The 16926-nt window shown below is 50.8% G+C and carries 10 protein-coding genes; all 10 read right to left on the bottom strand.

The window, feature by feature from the left end:
* Positions 1–18: 18 nt before the first annotated feature.
* Positions 19–1458 carry an alpha-amylase family glycosyl hydrolase gene (locus OXB_RS09140; RefSeq protein WP_041076554.1) on the bottom strand — a complete coding sequence of 480 codons (1440 nt, stop codon included), beginning with the start codon at positions 1456–1458 and terminating at the stop codon, positions 19–21.
* Between the two features lie 463 nt (positions 1459–1921).
* Positions 1922–2320, bottom strand: coding sequence for a YisL family protein (locus OXB_RS09135; RefSeq protein WP_052483956.1), 399 nt, complete (start codon positions 2318–2320; stop codon positions 1922–1924).
* 77 nt (positions 2321–2397) lie between these two features.
* Positions 2398–3297: a fumarylacetoacetate hydrolase family protein gene (locus OXB_RS09130; RefSeq protein WP_041073635.1), complete on the bottom strand. Its 900-nt coding sequence runs from the start codon at positions 3295–3297 to the stop codon at positions 2398–2400.
* Between the two features lie 110 nt (positions 3298–3407).
* Positions 3408–4586: a DUF418 domain-containing protein gene (locus OXB_RS09125; RefSeq protein ID WP_052483955.1), complete on the bottom strand. Its 1179-nt coding sequence runs from the start codon at positions 4584–4586 to the stop codon at positions 3408–3410.
* Positions 4583–8296: a helicase-exonuclease AddAB subunit AddA gene (gene addA / locus OXB_RS09120; protein ID WP_041073633.1), complete on the bottom strand. Its 3714-nt coding sequence runs from the start codon at positions 8294–8296 to the stop codon at positions 4583–4585. The genes OXB_RS09125 and addA overlap by 4 nt, the downstream gene beginning before the upstream one ends.
* Positions 8274–11771 carry a helicase-exonuclease AddAB subunit AddB gene (gene addB, locus OXB_RS09115; protein WP_041073631.1) on the bottom strand — a complete coding sequence of 1166 codons (3498 nt, stop codon included), beginning with the start codon at positions 11769–11771 and terminating at the stop codon, positions 8274–8276. The genes addA and addB overlap by 23 nt, the downstream gene beginning before the upstream one ends.
* Before the next feature lie 223 nt (positions 11772–11994).
* Complete coding sequence (locus OXB_RS09110) at positions 11995–13146, bottom strand: Ger(x)C family spore germination protein (RefSeq protein ID WP_041073629.1); 1152 nt, start codon at positions 13144–13146, stop codon at positions 11995–11997.
* A complete protein-coding gene (locus tag OXB_RS09105) occupies positions 13136–14590 on the bottom strand; it encodes a spore germination protein (protein ID WP_052483954.1) in 1455 nt (484 codons plus the stop codon). The genes OXB_RS09110 and OXB_RS09105 overlap by 11 nt, the downstream gene beginning before the upstream one ends.
* Positions 14587–15711 carry a GerAB/ArcD/ProY family transporter gene (locus tag OXB_RS09100; protein ID WP_041073627.1) on the bottom strand — a complete coding sequence of 375 codons (1125 nt, stop codon included), beginning with the start codon at positions 15709–15711 and terminating at the stop codon, positions 14587–14589. The genes OXB_RS09105 and OXB_RS09100 overlap by 4 nt, the downstream gene beginning before the upstream one ends.
* A gap of 192 nt (positions 15712–15903) precedes the next feature.
* Complete coding sequence (locus tag OXB_RS09095) at positions 15904–16920, bottom strand: hypothetical protein (protein ID WP_041073625.1); 1017 nt, start codon at positions 16918–16920, stop codon at positions 15904–15906.
* Between the last annotated feature and the right edge of the window lie 6 nt (positions 16921–16926).

The raw sequence follows: 16926 nt of genomic DNA, 5'->3' as shown, positions 1-16926 counted from the left end.
ACATGCAGAGAGTGCATTTTATATTTGGGAACCTTCTTCTCTTTTCTTCTGTCTCCCTTTTCGCCACACCGCGAACAGAAAGCCGAGGAAGAGGACGTAAACTAGAATCGACGCGATCAAATACGGAGTGTTGAAACCTTCATCTTCACTTGCAATATAAATTTCCGCCAATTCGCGTTCCAAGACGACTCGGAACAACCCGTCATCCGATTCACGGATCAAATCTCCATCCAGCAAGCCGCGCAGGATTTTATTCTCCCCGATCACATCCACGGGAATGGCCGTATTGGCTGTTTTCGCCGAGTTGTTCAGTGCGACGATCCACGTTTCTTCCGGTGACGAGATTTTGTAGACGATGAATCCTTCCTCATTATATAGCAATTCAAATTCCCCGGACCGGAACGTTTCGGATTGATTGCGCAAGCTGTTGAGATCTGCAATATAATCCTTTAATTCCATATCCGTCCTGAAATTCATGTATGGATGGCTCTCCGGCGCTTGCTCACCATTGACCGCAATTTCTGTCCCATAAGGCATCAGCGGAACACCCGGCATGGTGAACAACGCAACAGCCGCCAATTTCCAACGAGTTGGAGGAAACATACGCGCTTCCACAATATCATACGTATATCGCGGTCCCGTCAGGTCATCCACTTGAATGAGCTGGCCCCGGTGTTCACTTGTGAAGATACCGAGCGGGGACGTATCCGCGTCAAAAGAAACAAAGGAAGTGCGAAGGGCATTCATTTCCTCCGCATTTGGTGTCAAATCAAATCCAGCGTCCGTTTCTTCATTGGCCAGAACATACGCATCCGGATCCGCTTCTTTGATGGCTGCAATCAATTCATTCAAATAGGCCGTATCCACCCCGGCGATTTTCGTCAGGCGGATGCCGTCCAGATCATAGGTATTTAGAAATCCCACAATGGCATCCTGGATTGCTTGCCGGACAGCCAGGTCGGCATAATCCCAATTCACCGTTCCATCTGTAGCCGGAAGTGTGGCCAATTCATCCGTCCACACGTGATTGGCACTCACTCCGTTTAATGGAAAATCCGCAATGACTTTCAAATCCTTGGCATGAATTGCCTCAATCATCGAGTTGAACTCATCCGCGGTTCCAAAGTGAGGTTCGAGCTCTTCGTAATCCAGCACTTCATTTCCGTCATACGTAGCCGTTTCGAAAACCGGACCAAGTGAGATGACAGTGAATCCCATATCCAAAATATGTTGCAACCGGTCCATGACCCCTGCAAAATCGCCACCGTTAAAGGCCTGCGGATCCTGGGCGTTGATATTCAAATCATTTTGACCATTGGCATTATTAAAACGGTCCACCAGCAGGTCATATATACTTTCATCCGCTATCGTGCGCACTTTCTCCGCCTCCGCTACCGATGGAAGCATGAGCGACACGGATAGCAGCACAACAGTCAGCAGTCCGAACCATCGATTCACTTTCAAGAAAATTGCCTCCTCGCAACAAACTATCCCTCGCTATTTTACCAAACACCTTGTCTTCCCGCTATTCTTTCAATGAAATTTAGATGGTCGGGGCTGGAAATAGGTCGATTTTGTGAAGATAGGGGGAAGGGTGGGTGGGTTGAAGCAGGCAAGACAGTTCACCAGAGCCAGGACAGTTTCTCCATTTGCCACGACAGTTCTCCCAGTTGCCATGGCAGCCCCATTTCAGTTCCCCAATCCCCCTTTAGCCCCGCAACCCCATGGCGCAGCTTCCTCGCCCCTATCCAAAAACCCGCCAGCACGCAGCTGGCGGGTTGTCCGGTCAATCATCAAACTCATCAGGAGCTCTCATTCTTCGGTACGCGATGAAGACAGATATGGCGAATAGCGCCATTAACAGCAAAATGATTCCAAATGCGATTGGTCCCATTGTCCATATCCTCTCCAATCCGTCTGGTTATAAGTTAGCGAACCATGAAACTCCGATCGGAAGATAGAATCCGATAAATAGTGTTGCCAGGAGGAAAACGAAGAACAAAATCCAGAACATGCCTGTCTTTTTCCCTTTCTCCCCGCGAACCAGCACCATTTCCATCATGCCGACCGTCAACAGGCCGAGCAGGAATTTGACGCCGTAGAGCGCGGCGTTCGCGCTGGAATACTTGAAGAATAGCAATGCGCCGGAAATTACAATTAGTACATAAAACAGCCTTGCAATCATATGCGTGATTTTCTTGCCTTTTGTCCCGTTCGCCATGACAGCCGCCACGAGGAACAAAATGATGCCGACCACCCATGTGAACACATGGAAATGTGTCGTGCTCGCTAATGCGTCCAAACTCGTCACCTCATTCATTATTCATACATAATAATGGTATCATATCAGAGAATCCAAATAAAAGAATATCGGCTTCCCCGCCGTCCATCCGGCTATTAATTAAACCGGTTGACGAGCGTGCCAATCCCTTCGACGGATATTTTCACCGTGTCGCCCTTTTTCAGGAAAGTCGGCGGTGTCATGCCTTTTCCGACTCCTGCTGGCGTGCCTGTCAAAATGACATCACCCGGCTCCAGCGTCACATAACGGGAAATTTCCGCAATCAATTCGTCGATCTTGAAAATCATCTTCGACGTATTGCTGTTTTGGCGCACTTCATCATTCACTTTCGTCACGATGGATAGGTTCTGCGGATTCGGCAGCTCATCCTTCGTCACCAAATATGGGCCGAGCGGACACGACCCTTCCAAACTCTTGCCAAGGAAATATTGTTGATGTTCCTCTTGGACATTACGCGCCGTCACATCGTTGGCGATCGTGTAACCGAAAATGTAATCATAAGCCAATTGACGCGGAATATCCTTCCCTCTTTTGCTAATGACCACTGCCAGTTCCCCTTCGTAGTCCAGGCTGTCCGTCACATCGTCGTGGATCGGCAAGTTCTGTTCGTCTGCGGCAATTGTGGTCGGGGATTTCGTGAAGACGACAATTTTTTCAGGTGGCGCATCCGAGCCCATTTCCGCTGCATGATCGGCATAGTTCTTGCCGACACATAATATGTTTTTCGGAGTTCTCGGAATCGGGGACAACCATTCGATGTCCGTGAACGCAAATTTGAATTGCTCCGGGTTTTCATCTTCCTGCGCCCGTTCCGCGAGCTGTCTCACCTTTTCCACAAAATCGAGGCCAGCCGCCACTCCTTCCGTGATCGTCTGTGGAAAATCGGCCTCGCCATATGCTTCCGCAATGGCAAGCACGTCCCACACCGCATCTTCCCTTTTCACTTTCGGACCGAATGAAGTCCTGTTCTCGTAACGGAACGACAATAGTTTCATCTTTTTTATCCATCCCTTCTCAAAATCAATTACCGCACTGGCTGGCGCCCTATCATTCTGCCAACCTTAGCCTATCTTCCATGTTACAACATTTCCCCGGATTTCTCTTCTCAATCCGGCAATTTTTTTCCGTATGTCCCTCTTCGCCAGATCCACTCGAGCGGACCCATGCGGAATTTGGACAACCAGATTTCCGCGAAAATCACTTGGATGACAAAAATGCCGCACGCAATCCATGTCCCCGTTTCAAGATCCACCTTGCCGTAAAGCCCGAAACCATAGGAGTAAAAAATGAGTGTCGCCGCGATGGATTGAGTAATATACGTCGTCAGCGACATGCGTCCCGCTTTGGCGACCGGGCGGAAAACCGAGCGGAACAGCCCGTTCTGCGCCAACAGCAAGAAGAGAGCGATATAACCCAGTGCAAGGATCACTCCACCGAACGCTTCTTGGATAAATTGATTGGAAGCCGAACTTCCGTATCGGAACGGGAACGACTTCAGCCAAATGCCAGCGGGAATAAAAAAGATTACCCCGATTAAAAGCCACCGTTTCAGTTCCCCTGCCCGTTCAAACAGTTTCCATTTCGACAAAACGGCGCCCAGTATCAAAAGCGGTAAGATCATGAAAAACCCGAGCAAAACGCCGCTCATCAAGCCGACTTGCAGCCAGTCTTGGAACCGCTGCACCATGATATCCATAAAACCTCCATGGGCATAAGCAGAAATGGACAACTCCACTTTATGGATATCCACAAACGAAGGGTCTACCGATATCGGATCGAGCTTTTCCGCAAGCTTCAACAATGCAAGAAGTCCGCTCATCGGCAACGCGTATAGGATAAAAGCAATCGGCAGCAACCACTTTGTCCGCAGCCGGATGAATAATAAGAGCATGAATCCCATCGCCGCATAGGACAATAAAATATCCCCCGCCCAGATCAACAGGCCGTGAATCAGGCCAAATACGAGCAACAGGCCGAGCCGTCGGGACAATACCCGGGCGTATGGGGATCCGCTGTCGACCGCTTTCTCAAATTGCATATTCAGCCCATACCCGAACATGATGGCGAAAATCGGATAAAAGCTCCCTTGGATGAAAATCGCGATCCCTTTATATGTCACCTCATCCGAGGGCGTACTGAACCAGCTATACGGGTCGATATACAAAATCGGCGTATGGAAAAATAACATATTGGCAATGAAAATCCCGAGCAGTGCAAAGCCCCGCATGAGGTCCAATGCTTCAATCCGATTCCCGAGGGTCGTCGGTTCTACTTTCAAAATCATTCCTCCTGAATAGGTACGGCCCTCTCTCCATCAAACAGGTACAGGACCATTTCCTTAATAGGTATGTGCAAAATCTCTTCCAGCGCTTGCCGGTATAAATTCAACTGGATGCCATAGCGCCGCTGCAACTCTTCATCCGCTTCCTCCGCCGTCCGGAATCGTCCGCGCACCCGGTCCGTTTTGTAATCCAAGAGCACCCAGCCGTCTTTCTCTTCGAAAAGACAGTCCACAATCCCTTGCAAAATCTGGCGGTCCCCGTCCTGCCCGTCATACGCGTACGTAAAGGGCACTTCACGGAACAATCGGCTTGCCGACTGGAGCCGCTTGGCAAGAGGAGTCGTGAAAAAGTGGGCAACCGAACCCGCATCCACTGCATTGGCCTCTTCCATCGTCAGCAATTGACGATCCACCAATTCCGATATGACTTCTTCGACTTTCCGTATCGTAACGGACTGCTCAAGCGGAATCTGCTGCATGATCGTGTGCATCGCGGTTCCGATTTCAGCAGCCGACAAAGCGCGGGACTGCATGAACTCAGGCCGGTCATGCAAGTACGGCGTGCCCAATTCATCTTCCTTGACGGTGAACGGATCATCTTCATCGATCTGCTGCTCCAGGATGGCGAGCCGTTTCACGTCGCTCACCGTCTGCTTGGATCGTTTGGAAACCGAAGACAAATGCGGATAGGTCCAATCAAACCGGCGATGCACTTCCGCCAAATCGGCTTCATCCACCTGATCCGGCTCCGATACTGCCGAATCCGCTGCCGTTTCGGCGGATGAAGACTCCAGTTCCTCCAAGAATGAAGAAACCGGCAGTGCATCGATTTCCCATTTCGAACGATCGTCCAGCAGCTCTCCGCCTTGGATGACACCGAACTTTTCGAATGCGGGATGCCTCGCGACGGCCGGCCCGATCCAGTCGAGGTAGCCATTGGCGCGGGATCGGACATATTCCGGCAATCGTTCCGCCGGGTTCACAAGTTGGGCATCTTGCCATTTCACAATCGCTTTTTCGATATCTTTTACTGAAGCGACAATTTCCAGCTGCTCCTTCGCGCGTGTCATCGCCACATATAGGACGCGCATCTCCTCCGCGCGCATTTCCAGCTCCTTCTTCTCCTTCATCGCAAGATACGGCAACGATGTATACGTGATCCGGTTGTCCGGATCAATCGCCTTCACCGCGAGCCCGAAATGCTGGTCGAATAAATACGTTTCATTGAAATCCATCTTATTGAACTGCCGGCCGGCCCCCGCGATGAAAACATACGGGAATTCCAGCCCTTTTGAAGAATGGATCGTCATCATCCGGACGACGTTCTCTTTCTCGCTCAGCGATCGGGCCGCTCCTAGATCATCCCCCCGCCGCCTCATTCGGTCGACAAAACGCAAAAAGCGGAACAATCCACGGAACGACGTCTTCTCATAATCGATCGCCCGGTCATGGAGCGCGCGAAGATTCGCCTGGCGCTGCTTCCCGTTCGGCATTGCGCCGACCATCTCATAATAATGCGTATCAGAATACACTTGCCAAATGAGCTCGGACAATGACCCGCGACGTGCCAGATTGCGCCAATCCTCGAACTGGACAAAGAATCGCTGCAACTTCAACTGCGTTTCCGGAGCCATCCCCGCCCCTCCCGTTGAAATGAACGTCTGGAGCGCTTCATAGAAAGGTACGTTCTTTTTGGCCAGCCGGATTTGCGCCAACTCGTTCTCCGTCAGCCCGACAAACGGGGCACGCAGCACGGAGGCGAGCGGGATGTCCTGATACGGATTGTCGATGACGCGCAATGTGTTCAGCATGATCATCACTTCAAGTGCGTCGAAATAGCCGCGCTTCAGTTCGGTGTAAATAGGAATCCCCGCCAGCTTGAACTCTTCCGCAATTTCACCTGACCACGTCATCGAGCGCATGAGAATGACGATGTCCCGATACTCAAGCGGCCGCCGCTCTTCGGTGAACGCATCGGTCACTTCCGCTCCGGATGCCATCAGCTGCCGGATTTTCCGGATCATATACCGCGCTTCGGCCTGGGAACTCTTCAAACTTTGGCCCGCCAGTTCCGTCGCGTCCTCCGCCTCATCATCGTCCTCTTCTTCGTCTGCGTAAAGTAGCGACAACTGAGTCGGAACATTCTTCTCCGGATACTGGGCTCCATATTTCAAGGCGGCAGCCTCATCGTATTCGATCTCGCCGACCCGCTCTCCCATCACTTGATGAAAGACGAAATTCGTCGCATCCAGCACTTCTTCCCGGCTTCGGAAGTTCGCATTCAAATCAATCTTCAGTCCTTCAACGCCATCCTCCTTGGTAAACCGGTTATATTTCCCAAGAAAGAGCATCGGCTCAGCCAAACGGAACCGGTAAATGGACTGCTTCACATCACCGACCATGAACAGATTGCCATCGGACTCTCCCGCCCGCTTCACCAACTGGATGATCGTCTCTTGCAATCTGTTCACGTCCTGGTACTCGTCAACAAGCACTTCCTTAAACCGGTTCCGATAATCCTGCGAGATGGCGGACGGATACAATTTCCCATCCTTCTCTTCGGATAAAATCCGTAGTGCGTAATGCTCAAGATCCGAGAAATCGACGATGCCGCGATCGAGCTTCACCCGCTCGTAGCGCCGTCCGAAATCAATGACAAGATCGATGAGCGTGTGCATTGCGGGAGCCATCAAGCGGATTTCCTCCAATAACCGGGCAGGCGTCCTTGTAAAATAGCTATCCTTTACAGTGTTCATCATCTTCTTCACATCATCGCGGAGCTTCTTCGCCCGGTTCGCCAATTCCTCGTCGCACGAATCTTTCTTAATGCGGCCCGCCGTCACCCATTTCAACGTCGCGAAGAACTCGTACGTTTCTTCCCACGTCGTTTCATTCAACCGGCGGATTGCTTCGTTGATCCATAAGAGATCGGCCTCCGCAGTCGCAGCGAGCGGTTCCGGCCCGTCCGGCAACAAGGCGATGCGGCGCATCTCCTCCGCAAGCGCAGCAGCCTCCTCCAGCGTATGACGGATCGAAGTCTTCAACGGTCGGATGAAATTCAGCTCATCGACGGAACTGATGCCTCCGATTTCATATTGTCCCGGGATCCGGCGCAGCCATGCTTCCGGCGATGGATGGACGCGCGAGTAATCATACAGCCGGTCGATCAGCGTCTCGATCGCCTGGTCGTTCCGGTCCGATGTGAAACTGTCCGCCAGCCGGTACATCGCATCCGGATTTTCCGCACCATACGCCTCTTCCAGCACTTCCCCGATCGTATCGTCCCGCAAAAGTGCCGCTTCCGTGCTATCCGCGATGCGGAAGCCCGGATCGATATCGAGCAAATACGCATACTGGCGCACGACATTCAGGCAAAACGAGTGCAATGTGGAAATCTGGGCTTTATTCAATAAATTCAGTTGCCTCCGTAAATGGGCAGAATCCGGCTTCGCCGCAATCGCTTCTTCCAGCGCCTTTGCCATCCGATGGCGCATTTCCGCTGCGGAGGCGTTTGTGAACGTCACGACAAGCAGCTGATCCACGTCGGTCGGATCGCTTTCATTTAACACCTTTTCAATCATCCGGGTGATGAGCACTTTCGTTTTTCCCGAACCGGCGGCCGCGGAAACGAGGATGTCTTTCCCTGACGCCCAGATCGCTTTCCACTGGGCATCCGTGAACGTCACGCCTTCAGGTTTCACTGGTATGTTCATCCTCCGCCACCTCCTTCCGCATTTTCTCCAACGTGATATCGGGTGCCAACTCTGCGTACGGCCGGTATTCCTCGTCCGGATCGGTTGGATCGAACTGGCACACGGAACGATACGAGCAGAACTGGCACGGCATCTTTTCGCGCAGTTTGTACGGGAACACCCGTGCATCGCCCGCGAGCATCGCATCGCCCGCTTTGCGGTGGCGGGACCGGACGAATGACCGCATCATGTCCAAATCGTCCGCCGCCAGCACTTTCGAAGCTGCTGTAAAGCCGCCATCCTTTTTGAGCGCCGCCGGGACAATCGCCGAGGAACGGCCGATATCCGCATCCATTCCTGTAACGACTTCCGGATGTTCGAGCAAGTAACCCCTCATCTTATAAGACTTGCGGATTTCCGCGTCCAGCTGTTCGGCGGTCAACTCCATATCTGGACGGATCATCGGATTATGGACATGCATATAGAGCACGCCTGCCGGATGGGCCTGGATGCCGAGCCATTCATCCGCGTTTTCCAGCGCAACGTCCAAATACGTCAGCATCTGCAAGGACAATCCGTAATACACTTCCGCAAGATCCAGCGAATGGGCGGATGATTTGTAATCGATGATCCGCACATACTCCTTCCCGCCGATTTCCGTCGCATCCACCCGGTCAATCCTACCGCGAAGTTTCATCGTATTCCCGCGGCGGAGCGGGATTTCGAGCGGCGGCAACTCTTCCCCCGGCCCGAATGCCGCTTCGATGGCGACCGGCTTGAACACCGTCGCCTTTGCCTGATGGCTGAGGGAATAGATGGTCCGTTGGAGGATTTGCGTGAGCTTCCGTTTGATATATTGATAGCGATGCGTCGACAATAAAATCCGGTTGAAGAAATACGGCGTAATATCATCGACCGCTTCCCGCGCCAACCGCCAACATTCCTTCCTCGACAATCCGCTCCATGATTTGGAGAGCCGCATCACTTCGTCAGACACCCATTTCAATGCAGCGTGGAACAGATCCCCGATTGCCGGAGCTTCCAATGTGAACTCCGTCCGTTCTTCCAGACGCAGTCCATAGGAGGCGTAATGCTGGAACGGACAGCTGTAATACGACTCGATCCTCGACACGCTGGAAACGAACGACTCGCCGTACAATCCCGCGGTCAGTTCCGGACGGAGCCGTTCCGTCGCCTTGCCTTCCTTCATCGGGCGGATAATATGCCGCAGAACGGAAGACCAGAGCGGATCTTCTTCGTAATACGCCATAACGGCCTGCCATTCCGCATCAAAAACCCCGGAGTGAAATGCCTCCTTCGCCTTAATTGTCGCGTAAGGGAGCGCAGCCCGCGGATGGCTGATATAGTCGAACTGATTCGACTCCAGCGGCAGTTCGGAAGGATCGGTTACGACAACTTCCAACGGTGTGCCCGGCAGCAATTGCTGGATCCTCGAAATGTAAAGCGACGGGATGAGCGCCTTCCCTTCTTCATCCGCAATCGGATACGACACGACCAGTTCCTCCCTGGCCGCAGTGAAGGCACGATACGCCATGAATGTCTCATCCATCAATTTCATCTTCGAAGTCGGGGCAATGTCGAATCCCGCCTGCATGAACCATTCCCGATCGGCATCGGAGAGGAGCCCTTCATTGTCGATCCGTTTCGGCAGCACCCCATCGTTGACACCAATTACGAACACCGTGCATATTTCCATCAAAGCGGAAACTTCCAGCGTCGTCACGGTAACTTGATCGAGGGACGGCGGAATCCTGGAGAACTCGAGCGTATCGAAGCCTTCATCCAGAATGCGCGCCGCTTCCGCCGGATCCATCTTCCGATCGCCGAACATGAGCACGAACTGGTCCAGCACATGGATCCAATTATTCCATGCCTGCTCATGCTCCGTCGCGCCGAACAGCCGCCCCGCCTCCTCCTCTTCCATCCGAAGGTCGAGGATCTTTTCATACACATGAAGCTTTTCCATGAATAAAAACAGCGCTTCCGCCACATCCCGGCCATTTCGGGAACGCTTTAGCCGAGCCTCGAACGAAGCGAGCGGTTCCCGGATGACATCCCGGACCAAATGCAACTCCTGTTCCAGCGCCCGCTCTTCATCGGTTTGTACATCCGTATGGAGTTCAAGCCCCCGGTACTTCTTCACCCGCCAACGCGTATCATCAAACCAGCGGGAACCGTAAATTCCTCGTGCCAACACGAAATTTTCCAAACGATCCGCTCGCTCCCGCCAGAGGATCTTCTCTTCATTATGCGGGAAAAAGAGGTCCGTCTTCACCGCGCGGAAGACCGATTCATACGACCAGCCCGCAATTACCGCCTCCAAGACGGAACGCGAGAACTCGATGAGCGGATGGTGCAGCATCGGTTTTTTCCGGCTAATGAACACCGGGATATCGTATTGGGGAAAAATCGTCCCGATCAGCTCATCGTACTTTTCCGGCTGCCGATACAAGATGGCGATTTCCTTATATCGCTTGCCGGCCCGGGCCCGCTCACGGACCGCCCGTGCCACGGCATGGATTTCGGCACGGCGATCGGCCGCTTCGATAATGCGGACATGGCCTTCCGCCTCTTTTACCTGTGCCGGATAATGGTCGAATTCCGCCTCGAAATGGCGCAGGTCGGCACTTTTAAACCGCTGCCCCTTCGCCATATAGACATCGTCTTCCACTTCTACCGACTCCGTCCGCGCAATCTCCCGCAAGCGGAATGAAGTGCGGACCGGCGTGTAAAACAGTTCATGATCGCCGAACCCGGAATCGGCCCCTTCCATCGGCAGCGCGACCGTCACCCGATTGGCCACTTTCATCAGCTCGGTGATGATTTCATATTCCCGGGTCGGGAAATTTTCGAACCCATCAATATAGATATCCGCCTCCCGAAGCAGGTCGGAATGTTTGATTTGCGAAGCGAGCAATGCCAAATGACCTTCGCTATCGATGTAAGCGGTCCCGAGCTTGTCCTCGATCTTCGTCAGCAAAATGGACAAATCATCCGCTTTATCGAGCAAAGTCCGCGGCGCCTCCTGCCCGGACAGCGTTGTGCGGAGTTCCTGCAACTTCGCATGATCCAAGCTGTAGCGGCTGAACTCCTTAAGCAAATCGCCGATCATTTCCGTAAATCCGCGCTTATTCGCCGCCTGGCGGAACAGTTTGAACTCATCCTGATTTTCTTCGAGAACGCTGCGCACGAGCATCCGATAGCCGAAGCCATCCACTTCCTTGCGTGCAATTCCGCCCGTCTCCTGCAGCACGCGCCACGCGAGCCGCTTGAACGTCAGCACTTGCGCTCGTATAATCCCGTTCAATCCGAAATCGACCGACAAGCTATGCTCCATGGAAAAGGACATCTGGTCGGGCACGATGACAATGATAGGCGCCCCAATCGGCCGCTCCGCCAGCTCCGCCGCGATCTCCCTCTCGATGAACGTCGTCTTCCCAGAACCCGACCGTCCGGTAATAAAACGCAATGACAAAGCGTCGTCCCCCTTCTTTGTAGAGGTGACAGTCACCAAGTCAACAGTCACCAAGTCAAATCCCGAACAATTCCGAATAGTGTCTGAATTGTATTGGTGCCTGTCACCCCAAAAAAATCCTGCCAACCTTTCTTTCTATTGTACAGAAAGATGAGGTGGACAGGAACTATTTGAATGAGATAGATTTTGAAAGATGAACGACACTTCAACGTATACGATTTCCTTATTGAATTGTTTCCTTCAACTGTTTCCTTCCCGATTTGACGTTCACCTGCACGTTCAGGGACCGTATGGAGTCCTCTGATAATTCAACTTTTCCATTTTGCTGCAGTCGTTTCCATTCTTTGTTATTTTTTCGATATAGCACTTCCGAAAGACGATAGATGTCAATATCCCGGTCGAGCGCTTCTCGGTAAGTTTTTTTGATATCATCGGCTATCTTTTCTTCCGTTTTCTTTTTCACTGTATCGTAATTGGTGCTTCGGTGAAGGAGACCAATGCCCCCAGTCATCTTCACGTCAATGTCGAATTTCACAGTGTCCCCTTCCGTAACCGGCCGGATGTCCACTTTCAGTTTTTCGAGAATGACTGTTATATAATCTTCCTCTCCCCCGTCCAGATGAATCGTCACCTCTCCCCGCTTTGTCTCCTTGTTCATCCATTGCAGGCCGTCTGCCTTTTCTCCACTGATGAATCCTTTAAACTCTTTGGGCGTCACGACACCGACCCCTTGAAGCTTTGCGATGGGATCCTTTCCCTCCACCGTTTCCCAATTCCGTGTTATGGTGATGTACGGGATAACCGCTTCGTAACTCGGCTCGTCCATCTGAATGATCATTCTGCGCATATTAACAGGTTCGATAAAAGACTCCTGCTCGTAGGAATTGGACGGATCCCCCAATGTCGATAATGTAATGGCGGTATTGATAATGGGAATCGTCAGCAAAATATCTTTCACCGGATCTTCCGTGCTGTACAGCCATACCCGGTATCTTGTATCCCGATACCGGACGAATCCATCAATTACGGAGTTCAACCTCCCGTTATCTAAAACGTTTTTCGAAAGGACGATGAACGTTAAATTCCCCCAGTACACTTTTTCATCCGCCGAATGGTACAACTTAATTATGGCTTCGCTCACTGTTTTTCCGGCTGCAAAACCCACCTCGGCCTGATTGCTCTCCGAAGTAGGCTGTTCAGATTTTGCCACATTCCTGAAATTGATGATCTGCACATATACTTTATATTCCCCATCTTCAAAGTCGACACCCAATCCATGCACGTATAACATCCGTTCCGGCTCGTTATTACTCCAACATCCTGAAAGGAAAGCGAGCAATAGAAGACCGACTGCGCATAAGATTTTATTTTTCATCATTCTTCATCCTCGTTTGGTCTTTTGGATTAAGCATCTCCGGGCGTTTTGCATAGTCTCGAGGAGAAGGGCGCATGATCGTCTTTTTAATAGTCGACCAGTTGATCTGCTCTGCGATATTCAAATAAGGAACACCAAACGATCGGAGATTTGCTAAATAGATAAGCGTTAAGAACATCGACATGAAAAAGCCGAATAGCCCAAAAAACGCAGTTACCAGTATGAAAAATATTCGTAAAATACTAATTGCGGCCACAAGAGATTGATTAACGAGTGTAAATGTTGCGATAGTAGAGGTCGCAATGACGACAATCATCGCAGGGCTTGTCACGCCCGCACGAATCGCCGCATCTCCAATAATCAACCCCCCAACTACACTGATAGTAGAACCGATGGCAGCAGGCAGGCGCAAACCGGCTTCCCGGAACAACTCGAAGACGATGACCATGAGGATCATCTCCAGCGCGGATGGAAGCGGCAAGCCTGTCCGCGACTGGATGACGGTCGCTAAAAACAAAAGTGGCAACTGATTTTGGTGAAATGTCGTCAGGGCGAGCCAAAATGCCGGCAGGAGCAAACCGATCAAAAGGCTCGCCACCCGTACAAGCCGTTCGAATGAACTGAACACCATCGTATACTCGTTATCTTCTCCTGTTTTGAACAGCAGGAACAAATTGATCGGGATGATGACTCCATAGGCAACACCGTCAATGAGAATAACAAAGCGTCCTCGTGCCAAAGACTGGACCGCATAATCCGGCCGTCCTGTATAATCATGATTCGGAATCAACTTGGACCGTTTGTCAATTCGTTCCATGAGGATATTGCCGCTATAGACGATATCCGTATCGATGGCTTTTAATTTCTGGACAATCCCATCCCGGATTTGAGGATTGGCAATGTCATCAAAGTACAGAAGGGCGACTGTCGTTTTGGTCCGCTCCCCCAATTCGAATTTTTCCACGCAAAGCGAATTAGTCGGCAGCCGTTTCCGGATCAGTGCAATATTAGTTGCTACATCCTCAATGAAATTATCCCGTGGCCCTTTAATAAGCGCTTCCGTGTTCGTCTCTTCCGGTGTCCGATTCGGCTTTTTGGCAATATTGCTCGAATACAGGGCTTCCTGCTCCTCAAAATACAACAGGGCCTGCCCGGTATAAACAGCCGAAAGGGCTTCGGCCGCCTCGACAACTTTCTGCAAGGAAGGGATTGGCAACGCTTCAATCTCTGCTTCCCCAATCGGCTCCTCCCCAAGGGAATCCATACAGACTCGCACCCGTTCCACTACAACGTCGTATAAAAGATGTTCATCGATCATCGCCTCACACGTGACAAAAAGAACCGTCTTACCACTAAAGGTGAATTCTTGAAATCGGACATCTGCAGATTTGGAAAATAATTGCCGTAATCTGTCCCCATTCAAGGCGTCGTTATTCTGCTTCATGTCTCATCCTCGCCTGTTCTCTTTCCAAACGTACCCCTCCTAGTCGATTTTCCTGAAATGTATGCAACAATCCCAAGGAACAAAGAAAGAGCGAAAAAGAAGATTAGTGTAAATGGCATGAAATACTTCTTTTGGTAGTCAATGAACGTATGATCATCAATCAAAAACAACGCCAGGCAGCCAAAGAAAAAGGCGGGTGCGATACGCTGCCAGATTTTCACCGGCTGACGAGTGATTTGTAAAAAGTCGGCAATGATAAAAAGAAAAACGCTCACTCTGACGAGTGCACCTGTCAACCATTGATATATCGATAAAAAATCTAAATGCTCGATGAAACGGCCGAGCGTAACCAATCCCCATTCTTCATAGGCGGGATAGCGCTGTTTGGCCGCCTCATCTGGACCAAATTCAGTAATCGCGCCAATTAACGGACCTAATGTCAGCACCGTTAGTATGAAGAGAATTATGAAGAAATGGACATACCGAGGACGACTGTCAAGACGATGGCGGAGAAACAGGAAAAGAATAAGGATTTCGATGAATCCCGACGCTGGGTAGACCATTCCTCTCAGAATAGGCTGCACCCCATGTTCAAAAAGAGGGAGCAGCAGCTCATACTCCTTCACCTGGATATTGGTAAATGCAACGAAGAAGCCCAACACATTGACACCGAACAGCACGATAGCATTTAAGATGATAATGGTTTGAATGTTCGTGACAGAAAGACTGATGCAAACAATCGTATACAGGATCAACAAAGGTAAAATCGGGGTTTCTGGTAAAAATGTTGTATTCACCCACTGCAACGTTTCCCGCATCGTCACGGCAGCAAGGAATAAAAGACTGAAGATGAGGACGTACACGACGATTTTTGAAGCAGTTCGGCCAAGCTGCTCGGTTAGCCAATCCCTCATCGAGGCTTGGTTGGATCGATTGACAATGTAAATCAGTAACACTCCCCATGGTAGAGCTGCCAAAGCCGACAGCAAGACAGACGCCCATCCATCTCGCCCCGCCCCGATGAGCAATGGAGGCAGGATCGTCACATGATTCTTCAATCCGATGGCGGTCATCGAAAGAAGGATAAGATGTAGAATGCTAAAGGTAGCAGATGTTTTCATGATGTACCTCACCAACCATCGTTGATATCAAACAGCTTGGACAAATGGAAGGTGGTTTATAAGTAGTCACAAGTCGGGATTCCATTTCCCGTGTCCCCACATTGATCATGTATCTAGAAATTGTTCGGATTTTGCCACAAGCAATTAAAAAAGTGACTAGCGCCGGAACAATTCATATTGTCCCGGCACCGGTCACTTTTGGATTTCTGTAACGTCTTTTCCGTCCACATTCATTTGATAATGTCGATAATCCGGATTCCGTTCTCCGAATCGGCGATCCACTAGGAAGTAGATTTGGTCGTCGGCTCCCCGGATTGGTTTTGCCGCATATTCCTTTAACCTCGTCAATTGCTTGGTCTCTTGCGTTTTCCAGTTATAGCTGAATAATTCATATTCAAAGACGCCATTCGCCCCTGTGCCGCCAACCGCTTGATAAATCAGTTCATCCCTTTCCGGCAATACGAGGAAATCAAAGACATCCTCCTGCCCAGTTGGATTGCTGATGATGATTTTCTCATCAGGTGCGGCAAGCGGGATTTGGAAAATCCGCTGTTTGGACACAAAGACATCTTCCGCCGTTTCTACCTCTTCGTCATCATCCATTTGGACAAAGATGGTTTCGTCGGTCGCCGACACTTGCAACGATTGCATATGATATTTCTTCAGATCGGTATACTTCGTTTGCGTCTCCTCGACCAAATGATAGCTATGTACATCAAAATCATGGGGCCGTTTCCCGGCAATGGGTGAATAATTCGTATACACTCCCGATTGCAAATAAAACAGCCGATTGGAATCTTTCGGATCAAACACCACCTCGGTAATCAAATCCGGAACGGTGAACGCCAGTTGATCCGTACGGCTTTTCACATCAAACAGGCGCACTGCACTGCCGCTTGCGGAATCCAACTCTTTATCCGATACGATATAGGCCAGGGTGTTTCCATCTTCCGAGAAGCTGATATCGACAATCGCCTGATCCACCGGCAATTGCACGGCCGGCTGTTCATTTTTATCCGAGAAATATAGACCGGCTTTCCCATCCTCAAATTCGACGTGGGCAATGATGCCGTCCGCCGATACATCATACACACCGGTCAGTCCTTGCTGTTTTTCATTGTCCTCCTTATGGAATACAACTCCCATGACAATGAGAACACCGGTTACCAGGCCGATCAAACCATAGACAAAGCCGAATGATTTATTCATCGATGT

This window comes from Bacillus sp. OxB-1, assembly GCF_000829195.1.
Classification (GTDB): domain Bacteria; phylum Bacillota; class Bacilli; order Bacillales_A; family Planococcaceae; genus Sporosarcina.
This window is presented reverse-complemented; position numbering and strand designations above follow the sequence as displayed.

Excerpts from the sequence above, each read along its gene's own strand:
- OXB_RS09135 (WP_052483956.1), bottom strand. The coding sequence starts at position 2,320 with ATGAATGAGGTGACGAGTTTGGACGCATTAGCGAGCACGACACATTTC.
- OXB_RS09130 (WP_041073635.1), bottom strand. The coding sequence starts at position 3,297 with ATGAAACTATTGTCGTTCCGTTACGAGAACAGGACTTCATTCGGTCCG.
- OXB_RS09125 (WP_052483955.1), bottom strand. The coding sequence starts at position 4,586 with ATGATTTTGAAAGTAGAACCGACGACCCTCGGGAATCGGATTGAAGCA.
- addA (WP_041073633.1), bottom strand. The coding sequence starts at position 8,296 with ATGAACATACCAGTGAAACCTGAAGGCGTGACGTTCACGGATGCCCAG.
- OXB_RS09110 (WP_041073629.1), bottom strand. The coding sequence starts at position 13,146 with ATGAAAAATAAAATCTTATGCGCAGTCGGTCTTCTATTGCTCGCTTTC.
- OXB_RS09105 (WP_052483954.1), bottom strand. The coding sequence starts at position 14,590 with ATGAAGCAGAATAACGACGCCTTGAATGGGGACAGATTACGGCAATTA.
- OXB_RS09100 (WP_041073627.1), bottom strand. The coding sequence starts at position 15,711 with ATGAAAACATCTGCTACCTTTAGCATTCTACATCTTATCCTTCTTTCG.
- OXB_RS09095 (WP_041073625.1), bottom strand. The coding sequence starts at position 16,920 with ATGAATAAATCATTCGGCTTTGTCTATGGTTTGATCGGCCTGGTAACC.